17 protein-coding genes and 3 pseudogenes are annotated in these 13,556 nt (G+C 67.7%); 12 read left to right on the forward strand and 8 right to left on the reverse strand.

Annotation, left to right across the window (positions count from 1 at the left end):
* Positions 1-122: 122 nt before the first annotated feature.
* The 4 genes and pseudogenes from ACFY3C_RS24790 to ACFY3C_RS24805 form a co-directional block, all read right to left on the reverse strand.
* A complete protein-coding gene (locus ACFY3C_RS24790) occupies positions 123-296 on the reverse strand; it encodes a CsbD family protein (protein WP_386575705.1) in 174 nt (57 codons plus the stop codon).
* 14 nt (positions 297-310) lie between these two features.
* Positions 311-469, reverse strand: a pseudogene (gene gvpK, locus ACFY3C_RS24795) (gas vesicle protein GvpK); the annotation flags it as partial.
* Between the two features lie 468 nt (positions 470-937).
* Positions 938-1,084 (reverse strand): annotated as a pseudogene (locus tag ACFY3C_RS24800) (catalase); the annotation flags it as partial.
* Between the two features lie 418 nt (positions 1,085-1,502).
* Positions 1,503-2,046: pseudogene (locus tag ACFY3C_RS24805) on the reverse strand (GNAT family N-acetyltransferase).
* A gap of 458 nt (positions 2,047-2,504) precedes the next feature.
* Here ACFY3C_RS24805 and ACFY3C_RS24810 point away from each other — a divergent pair.
* Together ACFY3C_RS24810 and ACFY3C_RS24815 are read left to right on the forward strand one after the other, a co-directional pair.
* Complete coding sequence (locus tag ACFY3C_RS24810; RefSeq protein ID WP_390772272.1) at positions 2,505-2,975, forward strand: SRPBCC family protein; 471 nt, start codon at positions 2,505-2,507, stop codon at positions 2,973-2,975.
* Positions 2,968-4,557: a phytoene desaturase family protein gene (locus ACFY3C_RS24815; RefSeq protein WP_390772273.1), complete on the forward strand. Its 1,590-nt coding sequence runs from the start codon at positions 2,968-2,970 to the stop codon at positions 4,555-4,557. Before ACFY3C_RS24810 ends, ACFY3C_RS24815 begins: the two co-directional genes overlap by 8 nt.
* 27 nt (positions 4,558-4,584) lie before the next feature.
* Here ACFY3C_RS24815 and ACFY3C_RS24820 read toward each other — a convergent pair whose 3' ends face one another.
* Together ACFY3C_RS24820 and ACFY3C_RS24825 are read right to left on the reverse strand one after the other, a co-directional pair.
* Positions 4,585-5,544, reverse strand: a complete 960-nt coding sequence (locus tag ACFY3C_RS24820) for an SRPBCC family protein (RefSeq protein ID WP_390772274.1) — start codon at positions 5,542-5,544, stop codon at positions 4,585-4,587.
* A gap of 3 nt (positions 5,545-5,547) precedes the next feature.
* Positions 5,548-6,372 (reverse strand): histone H1-like repetitive region-containing protein, encoded by an 825-nt coding sequence (locus ACFY3C_RS24825; protein WP_390772275.1) that lies wholly within the window; start codon positions 6,370-6,372, stop codon positions 5,548-5,550.
* Positions 6,373-6,627: 255 nt separating this feature from the next.
* On the opposite strand from ACFY3C_RS24825, the gene ACFY3C_RS24830 reads away from it, so the two are divergent.
* Genes ACFY3C_RS24830 through ACFY3C_RS24865 form a run of 8 tightly spaced genes read left to right on the forward strand, consistent with a single transcriptional unit; the run spans position 6,628 to position 10,389 of the window.
* Complete coding sequence (locus ACFY3C_RS24830) at positions 6,628-6,978, forward strand: gas vesicle protein (protein ID WP_386575699.1); 351 nt, start codon at positions 6,628-6,630, stop codon at positions 6,976-6,978.
* Between the two features lie 28 nt (positions 6,979-7,006).
* Positions 7,007-7,486 carry a gas vesicle structural protein GvpA gene (locus ACFY3C_RS24835; RefSeq protein ID WP_390772276.1) on the forward strand — a complete coding sequence of 160 codons (480 nt, stop codon included), beginning with the start codon at positions 7,007-7,009 and terminating at the stop codon, positions 7,484-7,486.
* Between the two features lie 27 nt (positions 7,487-7,513).
* The gene (locus tag ACFY3C_RS24840; RefSeq protein ID WP_390772277.1) at positions 7,514-8,227 is read left to right on the forward strand and encodes a GvpL/GvpF family gas vesicle protein; all 714 of its coding nucleotides are present in this window, start codon (positions 7,514-7,516) and stop codon (positions 8,225-8,227) included.
* A gap of 10 nt (positions 8,228-8,237) precedes the next feature.
* On the forward strand, positions 8,238-8,480 hold the full coding sequence (locus ACFY3C_RS24845; RefSeq protein ID WP_067306907.1) for a gas vesicle protein GvpG: 243 nt from the start codon (positions 8,238-8,240) through the stop codon (positions 8,478-8,480).
* Positions 8,481-8,519: 39 nt separating this feature from the next.
* Entirely contained in the window at positions 8,520-8,927 is a 408-nt protein-coding gene (locus tag ACFY3C_RS24850; protein ID WP_386575696.1) for a gas vesicle protein, read from the forward strand.
* Positions 8,920-9,750: a GvpL/GvpF family gas vesicle protein gene (locus ACFY3C_RS24855; protein ID WP_390772278.1), complete on the forward strand. Its 831-nt coding sequence runs from the start codon at positions 8,920-8,922 to the stop codon at positions 9,748-9,750. Before ACFY3C_RS24850 ends, ACFY3C_RS24855 begins: the two co-directional genes overlap by 8 nt.
* Positions 9,747-9,989 (forward strand): gas vesicle protein, encoded by a 243-nt coding sequence (locus ACFY3C_RS24860; RefSeq protein WP_390772279.1) that lies wholly within the window; start codon positions 9,747-9,749, stop codon positions 9,987-9,989. The genes ACFY3C_RS24855 and ACFY3C_RS24860 overlap by 4 nt, the downstream gene beginning before the upstream one ends.
* Complete coding sequence (locus ACFY3C_RS24865; RefSeq protein ID WP_217548036.1) at positions 9,979-10,389, forward strand: gas vesicle protein K; 411 nt, start codon at positions 9,979-9,981, stop codon at positions 10,387-10,389. Before ACFY3C_RS24860 ends, ACFY3C_RS24865 begins: the two co-directional genes overlap by 11 nt.
* Positions 10,390-10,631: 242 nt before the next feature.
* Here the strand turns inward: ACFY3C_RS24865 and ACFY3C_RS24870 are convergent, their stop codons facing one another.
* Positions 10,632-10,787 (reverse strand): DUF6131 family protein, encoded by a 156-nt coding sequence (locus tag ACFY3C_RS24870; protein ID WP_351495678.1) that lies wholly within the window; start codon positions 10,785-10,787, stop codon positions 10,632-10,634.
* Positions 10,788-11,009: 222 nt separating this feature from the next.
* Here ACFY3C_RS24870 and ACFY3C_RS24875 point away from each other — a divergent pair, with 222 nt between their 5' ends.
* Together ACFY3C_RS24875 and ACFY3C_RS24880 are read left to right on the forward strand one after the other, a co-directional pair.
* Positions 11,010-11,237, forward strand: a complete 228-nt coding sequence (locus tag ACFY3C_RS24875; protein WP_390772280.1) for a hypothetical protein — start codon at positions 11,010-11,012, stop codon at positions 11,235-11,237.
* Between the two features lie 313 nt (positions 11,238-11,550).
* On the forward strand, positions 11,551-11,745 hold the full coding sequence (locus ACFY3C_RS24880) for a hypothetical protein (protein WP_386575691.1): 195 nt from the start codon (positions 11,551-11,553) through the stop codon (positions 11,743-11,745).
* A gap of 165 nt (positions 11,746-11,910) precedes the next feature.
* On the opposite strand, the gene ACFY3C_RS24885 is transcribed toward ACFY3C_RS24880, so the two are convergent.
* Positions 11,911-13,440, reverse strand: a complete 1,530-nt coding sequence (locus ACFY3C_RS24885; protein ID WP_145884138.1) for a UDP-N-acetylglucosamine 1-carboxyvinyltransferase — start codon at positions 13,438-13,440, stop codon at positions 11,911-11,913.
* Positions 13,441-13,556 lie beyond the last annotated feature (116 nt).

A 13,556-nucleotide genomic window follows, 5' to 3' on the forward strand; every position in this document is an offset into this window, starting at 1 on the left:
GTTTGGCGGTCCGGCGGTCGCCGGTCGACGTCACCGTTGGTGACATTACGGGACCCCACCGAGGCTCGATGGCACAAAGGAGCGGGATCCCCGAAATGAGATCCCGCTCAGCATCTGCCTTGTCAGTGCTTGAAAACGTCCTTCGTCTTCTCCTTGGCCTGACGGGCCGCACCCTTCGATTTCTTGGCCTGCCCTTCGGCCGCCATCCGCTCGTTGCCCACGGTACGGCCGACCGTCTCCTTGGCCTTTCCCGTGGCCTCTTCCATCTTGCCCTTTGCCTTTTGCTCTCCGGCCATTATCGTTCACTCTCCTACGCCCGTGGAAAATCGTGCACCCATTTCGAGTACCCCATATGGGGCAGTAAAACCGTTCCCAGCGGGCCGAGGTCCAGGTTGAGGTCCTCCATGGTCAGGCCGTAGCTGGCGCACAGGTCGGACATGCGGTCGTGGAGGATCATGAGGTGGAGCCCAGCCGGTCGTCGCCGACGCAGTAGCAGCTGTGGCTGGCCGAGTCTGGTGGGCGGGTAGTGGCCCTCTGAACTCGTGCTGCCCCGCCGTGCGCTCCGCTGCGGCAGCAACGGCTGATGAGTCACATGGATGTGCTCGGCGGCCGCAGGCTGGAAGGGTGTGCCGACGGCGGGCTACCCGGTGACGGCCGACCCCGAAGGCGCGGGCGAACGGAAAAGCCGCCGCATGCCGGCGGCCTTTCCGTCATGCCGTCCCGCGTGGCCAAGAACGCGGGTGCTCGAGAAGCGGCAACCGGCGGTCAGGCGACCGACGGTCAAGAGGCGTCTCCGGTCGGGACCTCGGGCTCGTCCTCATCCTTGGCCTTGTCCCGGACATCTCGCGGTGTGGGGGCGGTGACATTCCGCTGCTCCGCGGACCGTTGTCGCGTCTTGTCGTCGGCCGGAGGTCTGTTGTTTTCACCGGGGGTGTGCATGAGGTTCTCCTCTCTCGGGTTTGCGGCGCTTCTGGGACCGGATGAAGTGCTGGAACTTCATCGGATCCTTTACGAAGAAGATCGGCGTATTGTTGCCGACCATGTCGTAATTGCCTTCGCTGGTGTAGAACTTCACCGGAGCGCCCGAGTGGGTTGTGGTGGCGGTGTGGATCTCTGCCATGACGCTCCTCCTGTCGTCGGGTTTCGCAGTCGTCTCGCAGTCGTCATGCGGGACGGGCACCCGCCGGAGCGCCGGCCGGTACGGTGGCGCCGCGCCCTCGCCGACACGCGCCGCACATCGGGCAGACAAGCCGGCGTCGGTTTCGGTGGCCCTCTCGGCACCCACAAGGCGCGTGACCCCGAGCAGCCGCGTCAAACGTCGTCTGTGGGACAGACCCTCTGGAGGCATGCCGACCTCGGCCTGTCCGGCCCCGCGCCCCGACGGCCCTGGGCCGCTGCTCGCCGAAATTCTCTCCGTCGCGGTGGTCGTCGTGTTGATCGCCCTGGCCCTGGCTCTCTTCCGGCGACGCAGGGCTCAGCGTGAGCAGTTCGGCCTGGCCACGTCACGATGGAGCTGCGTAGCAGCGGATGGCGACCGTCTGATGCGGGCTCCATTGCTGCTCGACTGTAGCCATCAGCTCCCAGCCCAGCCGCTCGTACAAGGCTGCCGCGGCAGTATCGGATGTGACGACGTCGAGCACCGGATGCAGGCCACGACGCCGTGCTTCCTCCACTGCTTGGCCGATCAGCAGTGCACCGATCCGATGTCCCCTCGCCTGCGGGGCAACGAACAGTCTCCCGACCACGGCGGCCATGGCCCGCGTCGCCCCGTTCCGCTCGCTCCACAACGTCGGGGCCAGATCGCCTTCGCCGACGTGCGACAAACTGACATGCCCGACCAGGCGGCCTTCGAGGTCGGCAACCCAGGAGCCCAGCAGAGGACCGCGTGACAGCCACTCGCCGGGCTGATCGGGCCAGTTCACCGGATAGCCGTCAAACCGATGGACCTCCGCGAGGACGCACACACTCCTCAACATCGCCATCAGCCCTCTGCCGGACGCAGAGGCTCGGCCTCGCATCAGGCACCCCGGAGCTCTTGATGTTCACTCCGGAATAGAAACACAGGCCACAGAGCCACAACCAGGCACTTTCGATACACGCCCCAGGTCTTTGCGGGCAACACGGTCAGCAGCGGTTCCTTCAGCCCGGGCAGGGCTGCTGCTCGAACGGCGTATGACCAGGTCAGCGATGATGGGGCCACCCAAGCGTCAGCGCTTGCTTCGCGGCTCAACGTCGCTGCTTCCTCGCAGCTGGTACGGATGATCGGCTGTCCTGCCCGGTTTCAGGTGGGCGCCGCGCGGCACTCTCCTCCGGCCTGGGTGAGATGCGAGGGCATTCGAGTACGCGCACCATGGCCGTGACACCGCATGGCGGATGAAGACGTCAGCCGTGCCCGAGTGTTCCAGCCCTGTGCGAGCGCCGGTACGTACACAGGCAGGCGCTCCGAGTGCAGCTTGACGCGGCTGTGCGACACCTCGTCCGCCACCCACAGAAGGGGCTCCTCCGTGGCCGTCCGTCATCAGCTGATCCGGCGTCCCCCGCACGCGGTATGGGCGGTGCTGGCCGACCCGACTCGTTACGGAGAGTGGGTGGTAGGGCCCACCAGGTCCATCCCGCTCGACCGGACCTGGCCCGCTGTCGGATCCAGGCTCCGCTACACCCTGCGGCTGGGTCCCTGGTCGGCCGACGGGGTGACGACGGTCCGTCACCAGGAATCCGGAAGCGAGCTGGAACTGGAAGCTTCGTTCAAGCCGCTGGGCACTGCGAGGATCTTCCTCCAGCTCCGGCCGTGGGGCGAGGAGGAAACCCTCGTCATCTGTGACGAGCACCCCCTGCGCGGCCTGGGAGGCCCCCTCCACAACGCCGCGAGTGAGGCGGTGTTCCAGCTACGGCACCGCGGCATGCTGACCCGCCTGGCCAGACTCGTGGAACAGGATCCCGTCGGAAAGGATCACGCCGGGGCTCGCCATGCCTGACGCGGTGGTGATCGGTGCCGGACCCAATGGGCTGGTGGCTGCCAACCTGCTGGCGGACGCCGGGTGGGGCGTGGAAGTCCTGGAGGCTCAGCAGGAGCCCGGCGGCGCCGTGCGCAGTGACCGCGGTGTCCATCCCGACTACGTATCCGATCTCTTCAGCGCCTTCTACCCGCTGGCTGCCGTGTCGCCGGTCCTCGCCTGCCTCGATCTTGCGGCGGAGGGACTGCGATGGAGCCACGCCCCGCGCGTGCTGGCCCACCCGCTCAGGGACGGGAGGTGCGCCGTGCTGGAGCGTCGCGTGCAGGAGACCGCATCCGGGCTGGAGGAGTTCGCGTCGGGTGACGGTGATACCTGGCGGGACATGTACGAAGTGTGGAGCCGTATCGGGCGGGACCTGGTGCAGGCCATGTTCACGCCGTTCCCGCCGGTCCGCTCCGGGCTCCGTCTGGCGGCGAAGGTCCGGGCCGCGGGCGGACTGCGGCTGGCCCGGAAGCTGGCCCTGCCGGTGCGCCGCCTGGGCGACGAGGAGTTCCGGGGCGAGGGCGGACGGCTTCTGCTGGCCGGGAACGCCCTGCACGCCGACCTGGCTCCCGAGGCGGTGGGCAGCGGCGGATTCGGCTGGCTGATGTCGATGGTCGGACAGAGCCACGGCTTCCCGGTCCCCGTCGGCGGGGCCGGTGCCCTGACCGCGGCGCTCGTGAGCCGCCTTCGGCACCGTGGCGGCGTCCTGCGCTGTGGGGAGCGCGCCGTGTCCGTCGTCGTACGGGGTGGTAGGGCGGTGGGCGTCAGGACGGCCGGCGGCGAGACCGTCAGCGCGCGGCGCGCCGTGCTCGCGGACACGTCGGCGCCTGCGCTGTACCGGGAGCTTGTGGGCGAGGAACACCTTCCGTCCCGCCTCCTACGGGACCTGGAACGCTTCCAGTGGGATTTCGCGACCTTCAAGGTCGATTGGGCGCTGACCGGCCCGGTGCCGTGGACGGCCCCGCAAGCCGCCGACGCGGGCACGGTCCACGTGGCCGACGGCATGGACAGCCTGACCCGGTTCGCCTCGCAGATCGCCATGGGACATGTCCCCGACGAGCCGTTCGCCCTGTTCGGACAGATGACCACGGCGGATCCCAGCCGCTCACCCGTCGGCACGGAATCGGCGTGGGCCTACACCCACGTCCCACAGCACATCACCTCCGACGCCGGCCCCGACCGCATCACCGGCCGCTGGGACGCCCGCGAACAGGAAGCGATGGCGGACCGCATCGAGGCCCAGGTGGAGCGGTTCGCGCCCGGCTTCCGTACCCGGATCCTCGCCCGCCGGATCCTGGCCCCCACCACCCTCCAGGCCATGAACGAGAACCTCCACAACGGCGCCATCAACAACGGCACCGCCGCCCTGCACCAACAGGCCGTCTTCCGCCCTGTCCCCGGCACAGGCCGACCCGAGACCCCCCTCAAGGGCCTCTACCTCGCCTCAGCGGCCGCTCACCCCGGCGGAGGAGTCCACGGAGCTCCCGGAGCGAACGCCGCCCGAGCCGCGCTACGGCCCTACGCACTGCACACCCTCCTCCACCGCGCACAACGGATATGAACGAGGGGAATCGCTTGGCGGGCCGCGTCAGCGCTCGTCCCCGTCGGCCTCCTCGTCGTACTCGTCCTCTGGCTCCTCTTCGTCGTACTCCTCTTCCTCTTCCTCTTCGGGTGCCTCCGCGTCTTCTTCGTCGTACTCCTCCTGGTCCTCGTCCTCCCCTGCCGCTTCCTCCTCTTCCAGTGCCTCCTCGTGGCTGCGAACCACCTCGCCGTCGCGGATCTCTCCGCGCCAGCCCTCGACTTCCTCGTCGGCGAACGTGACGTAGCGCTGGAAGTTCTTGAAGTCCAGCCGCAAACGGCGGCCTTGGGCGCGCCACAGGTTGCCGGTCTTCTCGAAGAAGCCCGAGGGGTAGTACTCGACGACGAGCACGATGCGCGTCAGGGTGGGTGTGAGTTCGTGGAAGCTGACACAGCCGTGAGTGGTGCCTTTCGCGCCCTCGGAGCTCCATACGATGCGCTCGTCCGGCACTTGCTCCTCAACCGACGCCTTCCAGCCGCGAGTAGAGGGGCCGACCTTCACCTTCCAGGTGCTGGCAACCTCGTCGTTCTTGGACACACTGCGCACGCCTTTGGTGAAGCCGCTGAACTCCTCGTACTGGGTCCAGTAGTTGTACGCCGTGCGGATCGGGACACCCACGTCCAGCACTTCGATGATGTTCATGACCTTGGTGCTGCCGGCCTTGCCACCGCTCCCTCCGCCGAAAACGCTTTTGGCCTTGTCCATCACGCTGTCCTTGAGCCCCTTGGCCTTCTGACCCACGAACGCCTTCAGCGGGGAGTCGCCCTGGAGTATCCGACTGCCGACGCCGGCGAGTGTTCCCCCGTTCTCGGCCACGTCGAGAAGCTGGTCGGTGACATCCCCCAACTTGTCCCCTGCCTTGTCGACGAGATGTTCCATCTGAGCGCCGAGGTAGTCGATGAACTCTTCGCGCAGCAGGTCCAGACCCGAAGTTTCTTCGTGGTTGGTGTCACGCACTGTGCCGGCCATGATCTACCTCCGCCGCGCGGTCGTCTTCTTGGCAGTGGTCTTCCGCGCCGGGGCGGTCTTCCTGGCGGGGGCCTTCTTCGCGGCCGCCCTCTTCGTCGAAGTCTTCTTGGCAGTGGGCCTCTTCGCAGCGGCCTTCTTGGCAGTGGGCCTCTTCGCAGCAGCCTTCTTGGCGGGAGGCGGAGACTTCTTCGCAGTCTTCTTCGCCGCCGCCGCCTTCTTGGTGGCGGGCCTGCGCGCTGCGGTCTTCTTCGCCCGGGCCGCCTTCCTTCCAGGAGCAGCCTTCTTGGCGGCCGCCTTACGGGGAGCGGGTTCGGCCGGGCGCTTCCGCGCCGCGGTTCCCGTCCGCCGATGGCGACGCTGTGGCGCCGGCGGTTCCTCCTCGGCCTCTTCCTCAGTCTCTTCCTCTTCGGGTTCCTCCTCCTCGGGCTCTTCCTCCAGTTCGTCCTCCGGCTCTTCCTCCTCTCCCTCTTCTTCCTCCTCGTACTCGTCTTCGTCCTCTTCGTCCTCGTCCTTTTCCTGGCCAATGCGCAGCGTCCGCTCGTGGAGCGAGTCGGCGAGGTCGGCGAGGCGCCGATCGGCAGCGGCTGCCAGGGCTTGGCGGCCGGCGCCCAGCAGTTCGCCGCGCACCTGCTCGTTCAACTCGGCGACCCCTGGAACATCACCGATCTTGCGGAGTCCGGTCGTCAGCAGCTGCTGAGGGTCGAGCCCAAAGCGGCGGCCGGCAAGGTAAGTTGCGATGGTGAAGGCAAGGCGCGCCTTCTTCGTGCGTCCGAGCACATAGCCCGCTGCGACGGCGGCGGCGAGGCCGACCTTGGTCGTGTCGTTCATGAGCGGTTCCCTTCGGAAAGGGCAGATGAAAAACGCCCGCGTCCGGACCAACGCCCCGGTCCCGAACCTGCGATGGAGACAGAAGGCGGATCGCACGCACCGTGCCTCACAGCCCGCTGTGTCACAGACACACCATGCAACCACCGGGCAGGTCGCCGCGAAGTCGTCCACGCAAGGGCGATATATGTCCCTATGTGATGAAATTATAGGGTGCGTGGGTGAGATATGGCGCCCGCTCCGACCACCGGAGAGACCATGGCCGCACCAGAACCCCGAAGGCGATCCAGCGGTCGGAGCCGCGGCTCCGACCGGGACGGCACGAGCGGTTCCCGTCGCCGCTCCGGCAAGGGCAACGCCGGCTGGGCCATACGCTCCGCCGTCGGACAACTTCAGGAGTTGCTCGGCCGTGCTCCCGAGTCCGTCTCGGCAGTGAAACCGACCGAGACCGGTTGGGAGGCCGATGTCGAGGTACTCGAATTGGAGCGCGTCCCCGAAACCACCAGCGTGATGGCCACCTATCGAGTGACGCTCGACGAGGAAGGCGATCTGGTGGGTTACGAACGGAAGCGCCGCTATACGCGTGGCCAAATCGACCGGCGGGGCTGAGGCGGCACAGCCGGTGAAGGGAGGCGCCATGACAGTGGTGCCGCAAAGTGGAGGCGGTGTCGCTCGCGGTGGCGGGACCAGCAGCCTCTACGACGTTCTGGAACTCATTCTTGACCGCGGGCTTGTCATCGACGTGTTCGTCCGCGTGTCGTTGGTGGGGATCGAAATCCTCAAGATCGACGCTCGCATCGTCGTGGCCAGCGTCGACACCTATTTGCGCTTCGCCGAGGCGTGCAACCGCCTTGACCTCGAATCCGGGAGGAAGGCGCCCGCCCAGTTGACCGACATCGTCGGAGATACGGTCGAGAGCGGAGCCAAAGGCAAATCCAAGGGGGCCCTCTCCGGCGCGGCGGAAGCGGTCACCGATTCCCTCAAGGGGATCACCGGCCGTGACGACGCCGAGGAAGCCGAAGAAGAGCCCGAGGAAGAAGACGAGGGCAAGGAAAGGGAACCCGTGGAGAGGCGACGGCGGCCGGTTCGGCGCGCCTCCCGACGTGAGCGCGAATGAGGCTCGCCGCGCGAGAAGGAATGAGCCATGGGCGTATACATCTACTCCATCACCGGCAAGCAGCATCCGCTCCGCCTCGACGGTCTCAACGGCGTCGGTGAACCCCCGGCGGGCCTGCGGACAGTGACGGCCGGACCACTGTGTGCTGTGGTCAGCGACGCGCCAGAGGATCTGCGCCCCAAGCGCCGCGACGTCATCGCGCACCAGCAGGTACAGGAGCGCCTCATGGCCGACGGCACCGTGCTCCCCATGCGGTTCGGTCTCATCGCCGAGAACGACGAGGCCGTCCAGGTGGCCCTGGAGCAGAATGCCTCGGACTATACGGACCGGCTTCAGGCACTGGAGGGGTGCAGCGAGTACCACCTCAAGGCGTCGCAGGACGAGGACGCGCTGCTGCGGCAGATCCTGCGGGAGTCGGACGTGGCACGAGAGCTCAATGACGAGATCCGTGGCGGCACCGCTGCCCCCGACGCATCGCTGCGACTCGGTGAGCTGGTCGCCCAGGAGGTACAGGCACGGCAAGAGGCGCTGGCGGCGGGTGTGGTCGAAGCACTGCGGCCCTTCGCCCGGACGCTTGAATCATCCCAGCCGACGGGTTCGGACTTTCTCAACGTGTCGTTCCTGGTGACCGGGGACCAGGAAGAGGCTTTCCTCACCACGGAGTTGAGCGTCGCCCATCAGATGGGCGACGACGTCGACTTCCGGCTCAACGGCCCCCTGCCCCCCTACAGCTTCGTCTGAAGGAGTTCTCATGGGCCTGTTCACCCAGCTCGTCACCCTCCCCCTGGCCCCCGTGCGCGGCGTCGTATGGGTCGTGGAGCGGGTCCGGGAGGAAGCCGAGAACCAGTACTACGACCCCGCACCGGTGCACCGAGAACTCGCCGAGCTCGAGCGTCTCCTCGTCGCGGGGGACATCGACGAGGAGACGTTCGACCAGCGCGAGGACGAACTGCTCGACCGGCTGGAGGAGATCCGTGCCTACCGGCAGGGCTGACATTCCTGATCCGGTACGAGGGAATTCGAGGCCGCAACCGTGACTGAACCCCTGGCCAACAGGCTTGGTTCCTACCCGTCCCGAGCGGCGCAGCCCTACGGGCAGGGCTCCTCCGCCAATCTCGCCGACATCCTTGAACGGGTACTCGACAAGGGCATCGTCATCGCGGGCGACATACAGATCAACCTTCTCGACATCGAGCTGTTGACCATAAAACTGCGCCTCCTGGTCGCCTCCGTCGACAAGGCGAAGGAAATGGGCATCGACTGGTGGGAGCACGATCCCGCGCTCTCCTCCCGGGCCCGCGGTGAACGGTCACTGGCCGAGGAGAACCGCCGGTTGCGGGCCGAGATCGATGCTCTCCGCCAGGGCAAGGCCCTCCCCATGGAGGAGGAAGCGCCCCGGGCCACGGGCGGCCGTCGCCGGGAAAGTGCTCGCGATGAGTGACCTGCTGACGTACGCGTATGCGGTGCTAGGCGCCGCTGAGGGACTGCAGGAGGCGGCCGCTCCGCTCCGGGGCGTCGCCGACGCCCCGGTCGGCCTCGTCACCGACACCGGCGACGATCAGCTGGGGCTCGTGGTGAGTCATGTGCCGGCGCAGGACTTCGGGGAGGACGCTCTCAAGCAGCATCTCGAGGACCTGGAATGGCTGGAGGCGGTGGCCCGAGCCCACCACGGCGTCATCGAGGCCCTGGCAGAGCGCACCACCGTCCTTCCCCTGCGCCTGGCAACCGTCTACCTCGACGACCAGCGGGCCCGGGAGGTCCTGGAAGCCGGGCGGACCGTGTTCGCCGAGCGCCTGGCCCGGCTCTCCGAACAGGTCGAATGGGGGGTCAAGATCTATGTCGAGCCGTCCGCGGTCCCCGCGGCCCCGGCCGTTCCCGCGGCAGACCTGCCCCCCGGGCGCGCCTATCTGCGGAACCGCCGGCAGCAGCAGAGTGTGCGCGACACCGTGTACCAGGCGGCGCAGAAGGCCGCCGAGCGGGTGGAGACCGCGGGCCGCAAGCACGCCTCCGACCGGGTCCGGCACCGCGTACAACAGGGTTTTCTCGCAGAAGCCGCCGGCAGCGCCGCCGGTGGCGGCGAGAACGTCGTCAATGATGCGTACCTTGTGCCCCTGATCCGTTGCGACGACTTCCTGGCCGACGTGACGCGCGCCGCCGACGGGCTGGACGGGGTAAGGGTCGAGGTCACCGGCCCCTGGGCTCCGTACTCCTTCGCCATGCCACCCGGTGAGTCCGGCGGTACCGCGGAGGGAGCACCCCCGTGAGCACGCCCAGCCCGCCACCGCAAGCGGAGCGCCTGCCTCAGCGGCAGGTCGCTCTGATCGATCTGCTGGACCGGCTGCTGACCGGTGGGGTCGTCCTCACCGGTGACGTCGTGCTGTCCATCGCGGACATCGATCTGGTACGCGTCTCACTGCGTGCCCTGATCGTTTCCGTCAGCGAGCAGAACCCTTCGCCATGGACGAGCACCAGCCCGCTGCGAGGCGGCGACCATGACAGCTGAGGGTGAGAGCCGGCCGCCGTGCCGCGCCGACGAGGTCGCGGAGGCCGCCGCACGCGCCTTCCGGCTGCTGCCCGCCGCCCCGCGCGACCTGGACCCGCCGGCCGGCAAGGGCCCACGTTCCCCGGCTCGGCGGATCAGCTCCGACCGTGACACCGTCGAACGGGACCTCCTCAGGCTCGTCCTCACCCTCGTGGAACTGCTGCGCCAGCTCATGGAACGACAGGCCCTGCACCGCGTCGACCAAGGAGACCTCACCGACGAACAGGAAGAACGCCTGGGCGCGACACTCATGCTCCTCCACGACCGCATGAGCGATCTGTGCGCCCAGTACGGACTGACCATGGAGGACCTCAACCTCGACCTCGGGCCGCTGGGCACACTGCTTCCGCCCTCCGACTGAACCCCCGGCAACGCGGCAATACCGCTGTCCGTGCGGTGGATCGAGGGCGTAGAGGTGGAGGTACCACAGTTCACTCGGTGACCGTCGAGGGCCGAAAACGAGACAGCGCCTGAGCCGACCGAAGCCGAGTCGGGCGCTGCACGGCAGGTCGGAGGGGTACACCCGGCTACCCGCTCCGTAGGCCGTGTGGGACTTCCTGCCGCCCCTTGCCATCGGGGCAGGCGCGCGGGCACGTGGGGCGATCACCAGTAGTGGCGTCGACCGGCGACGGCGTGTCCCATCGCGCCGAGGATCCACAGGATGGCTCCGACGACCAACAGGATGATCCCGATGGTCCACAGGATGGATATCCCGGTGAGGAAGCCGACGACGAGCAGAATGATGCCGAGGATGATCATGGTCTCTCCCTTGGGGGAGTGGTGCCGATGCCCCTGTGAACTGCGAGAGAGCGCAAGGGAATCGCCTGAGCCATTCCCTCACCATACCCACAGGTGACCTGCGCAGGTGACGGTTCGATGACCAACGCCCCGCTCCTCCGGTGCACTTGGGCGCAGCGCTCATCCATATGTCATCGCCGGACGTCTTAGAGCGGTCATGCGCCCGGCCCGAGACTCGACGGCATGACAAGGACTCGCAGACTTCAGGCCACGGCCGCTGCGGGCGGATCCTCGGCCGCCCTCGGCACTGCCGCCGCGACGACCCACACCCCCTGGCTGTACGGACTGGCCGTCGTCAGCGCCGCCATGCCCTGGCTGGCGTCACTGACCTGGCGGATGGACTTCGCCGCGAAACCGCCGGCGGTACGCAAGGACCTGCTGGAACTCGCCCGGATCGAGGAGAAGAACTGAACCTGTCGGGTCGCGCCCCGGCCGGTGTCGGCACCGGCTGGGACCCACGGTCCACCTACCCGGTCCACAGGTGTTCCGGAAGAGACCAGTCCGTCCCGTGACCGGCCGCGCGGGCCACCATGAGAACGGCTAACGGCCGATGGAGAACCGGGCGTAGCACGGTGCTCGGCCTTTGCCGTGTGTAACGGTGTCATGCCGGCCGTCAGCAAGAGCGGTGGAGATGCCCACGTGGAGGCCACTGCGGCCAGCCAGTACCACCTTCGGTATGGCTGTTGTCCCGACGAACCGCGTTCGCTGAACCGCGGCGGACAAAATGAGGGCTCTGAAGTGTTTCGAGCAGATCCAGGAGGACGACGCGGACCCCTGGCGCGTTCTAGCGGAACGGCTGGAGACCGTGGGGCAGCCGAACACCCCGGTCCGGGTGGAACGCGCGGCCTGGACACTCAGCCGGCTCTACCTGAACGTTCCCTACGCCGAGAAGGACGAGATGCTTGCCGAACCGTCCTGACGGCGATTCCTGAGCGCGCATTCGACTTTGGCCGGCCGCGGTCAACTTGGAGCACATCGATCGAGGCCGGAAGGCCCTGAGAAATCCCAGAGACGCCGCCGCATCTGTCCCGACCCATGTTCGTGCTGGTCGGAATGGGTGCGGCGGCGCTCATCCGGAGGGGGCTCAGATGTCCCGGAAGATCTCGATCTGCGCCCCGATCGAGTTCAGGCGCTCCGCGAGGTCCTCGTAACCCCGGTTGATGACGTACACGTTGCGCAGCACCGACGTGCCCTCGGCCGCCATCATCGCCAGCAGGACGACCACGGCGGGCCGCAGCGCGGGCGGGCACATCATCTCGGCGGCGCGCCAGCGGGTCGGGCCCTCGACCAGGACCCGGTGCGGGTCGAGCAACTGCAGGCGGCCGCCGAGACGGTTGAGGTCGGTCAGGTAGATCGCGCGGTTGTCGTAGACCCAGTCGTGGATCAGCGTCTGGCCCTGCGCGACCGCCGCGATGGCCGCGAAGAAGGGGACGTTGTCGATGTTCAGGCCCGGGAAGGGCATGGGGTGGATCTTGTCGATGGGTGCCTCCAGCTTGGAGGGGCGGACCGTGAGGTCCACCAGGCGCGTACGGCCGTTGTCCGCGAAGTACTCGGGGCTACGGTCGTGGTCGAGGCCCATCTCCTCCAGGACCGCCAGCTCGATCTCCAGGAACTCGATGGGGACGCGGCGGACGGTCAGTTCCGACTCCGTGACGACCGCGGCGGCCAGCAGGCTCATCGCCTCGACCGGGTCCTCGGAGGGGGAGTAGTCGACGTCGACGTCGATGTTCGGCACGCCGTGCACGGTGAGCGTGGTGGTGCCGATGCCCTCGACCTTGACGCCGAGCGCCTCCAGGAAGAAGCACAGGTCCTGGACCATGTAGTTGGAGGAGGCGTTGCGGATGACCGTCACGCCGTCGTGCCGGGCGGCGGCCAGCAGCGCGTTCTCGGTCACGGTGTCGCCGCGCTCGGTCAGCACGATCGGGCGGTCGGGGCGGACCGTGCGGTCGACCTGCGCGTGGTACTGGCCCTCGGTGGCCGCGATGTCCAGGCCGAACCGGCGCAGCGCGATCATGTGCGGCTCGATGGTCCGGGTGCCGAGGTCGCAACCACCGGCGTACGGCAGCTTGAAGGCGTCCATACGGTGCAGCAGCGGGCCCAGGAACATGATGATCGAGCGGGTGCGTACGGCAGCCTCCGCGTCGATCGCCGCCATCTCCAGCTCGGCCGGCGGCACCAGTTCCAGGTCGACCCCGTCGTTGATCCAGCGGGTGCGCACGCCGATGGAGTTGAGCACCTCCAGCAGGCGGTACACCTCCTCGATCCGGGCCACCCGGCGCAGCACCGTGCGCCCCTTGTTCAGCAGTGACGCGCACAGCAGGGCGACGCACGCGTTCTTGCTGGTCTTCACGTCGATGGCGCCGGAGAGCCGACGGCCGCCGACCACCCGCAGATGCATCGGACCCGCATAGCCCAGGGACACGATCTCGCTGTCGAGGGCCTCACCGATGCGGGCGATCATCTCAAGGCTGATGTTCTGGTTCCCGCGCTCGATGCGATTGACCGCGCTCTGGCTGGTGCCGAGCGCCTCCGCGAGCTGCGTCTGTGTCCAGCCACGGTGTTGCCGGGCGTCACGGATGAGCTTGCCGATGCGTACGAGGTAGTCGTCTGCCATGAGGTTGAGGCTATCTCAGATATGAGATGGCGCCTGTTGGGGGGTCCATTCGGGTGACGGGACGTCAATGACCAGCGGAGATGCGGGTTATATGGGACTATGTGGGGGATTCGCTC

It is taken from the genome of Streptomyces sp. NPDC001410 (assembly GCF_042895235.1).
GTDB lineage: Bacteria > Actinomycetota > Actinomycetes > Streptomycetales > Streptomycetaceae > Streptomyces.

What these genes read in the sequence shown, in the direction of transcription:
- ACFY3C_RS24835 (WP_390772276.1), top strand. Translation starts at nt 7,007, where the DNA reads ATGACAGTGGTGCCGCAAAGTGGAGGCGGTGTCGCTCGCGGTGGCGGG.
- ACFY3C_RS24840 (WP_390772277.1), top strand. Translation starts at nt 7,514, where the DNA reads ATGGGCGTATACATCTACTCCATCACCGGCAAGCAGCATCCGCTCCGC.
- ACFY3C_RS24875 (WP_390772280.1), top strand. Translation starts at nt 11,010, where the DNA reads ATGACAAGGACTCGCAGACTTCAGGCCACGGCCGCTGCGGGCGGATCC.
- ACFY3C_RS24865 (WP_217548036.1), top strand. Translation starts at nt 9,979, where the DNA reads ATGACAGCTGAGGGTGAGAGCCGGCCGCCGTGCCGCGCCGACGAGGTC.
- ACFY3C_RS24855 (WP_390772278.1), top strand. Translation starts at nt 8,920, where the DNA reads ATGAGTGACCTGCTGACGTACGCGTATGCGGTGCTAGGCGCCGCTGAG.
- ACFY3C_RS24870 (WP_351495678.1), bottom strand. Translation starts at nt 10,787, where the DNA reads ATGATCATCCTCGGCATCATTCTGCTCGTCGTCGGCTTCCTCACCGGG.
- ACFY3C_RS24815 (WP_390772273.1), top strand. Translation starts at nt 2,968, where the DNA reads ATGCCTGACGCGGTGGTGATCGGTGCCGGACCCAATGGGCTGGTGGCT.
- ACFY3C_RS24845 (WP_067306907.1), top strand. Translation starts at nt 8,238, where the DNA reads ATGGGCCTGTTCACCCAGCTCGTCACCCTCCCCCTGGCCCCCGTGCGC.
- ACFY3C_RS24830 (WP_386575699.1), top strand. Translation starts at nt 6,628, where the DNA reads ATGGCCGCACCAGAACCCCGAAGGCGATCCAGCGGTCGGAGCCGCGGC.
- ACFY3C_RS24825 (WP_390772275.1), bottom strand. Translation starts at nt 6,372, where the DNA reads ATGAACGACACGACCAAGGTCGGCCTCGCCGCCGCCGTCGCAGCGGGC.
- ACFY3C_RS24885 (WP_145884138.1), bottom strand. Translation starts at nt 13,440, where the DNA reads ATGGCAGACGACTACCTCGTACGCATCGGCAAGCTCATCCGTGACGCC.
- ACFY3C_RS24820 (WP_390772274.1), bottom strand. Translation starts at nt 5,544, where the DNA reads ATGGCCGGCACAGTGCGTGACACCAACCACGAAGAAACTTCGGGTCTG.
- ACFY3C_RS24880 (WP_386575691.1), top strand. Translation starts at nt 11,551, where the DNA reads ATGAGGGCTCTGAAGTGTTTCGAGCAGATCCAGGAGGACGACGCGGAC.
- ACFY3C_RS24790 (WP_386575705.1), bottom strand. Translation starts at nt 296, where the DNA reads ATGGCCGGAGAGCAAAAGGCAAAGGGCAAGATGGAAGAGGCCACGGGA.